The sequence below is a fragment of the Corynebacterium sp. UMB8791 genome, from assembly GCF_054166365.1.
The window spans coordinates 1-369 of record NZ_JBSZCG010000017.1 but is presented as its reverse complement, the minus strand read 5'-3'; the positions used below and the strand labels follow the sequence as shown (position 1 = coordinate 369).

The window sequence follows — 369 nt, the reverse complement described above, 5'->3', positions numbered from 1 at the left end:
AGCTTGCACAGATCGATGAGTGCGGAGTCGACCTCATCGCGGGAGGTACCGTCACCCGATACGATGTCGACTTCCACTAGCTGCATCGCATTTTCGGTGAGCGTGCCAGTTTTGTCGACACACACGGTGTCGACACGCGCGAGACCTTCGATGGCGGGCAACTCATTGACCAGCACTCGATGTCGCCCCAAGCGCACCACCCCAAGGGCAAATGCGATGGTGGTCATGAGGACAAGCCCCTCAGGGACCATGGGCACCAGCGTGGCGACCATCCCCAGCAGCGCATCGTTGAAATCATCGCCGGCGACAAAGAGCTGCGTATAGATTGCCAAGGCGCCGACGGGAATGAGAATCCAGGAAATGTAGGTC

Annotated in this window: 1 protein-coding gene; it reads right to left on the bottom strand. The window is 58.8% G+C overall.

What is annotated here, in order from left to right:
* A partial coding sequence (locus ACXIUA_RS00340) for an HAD-IC family P-type ATPase (protein ID WP_457975872.1) occupies positions 1-369 on the bottom strand: 369 nt, incomplete at both ends.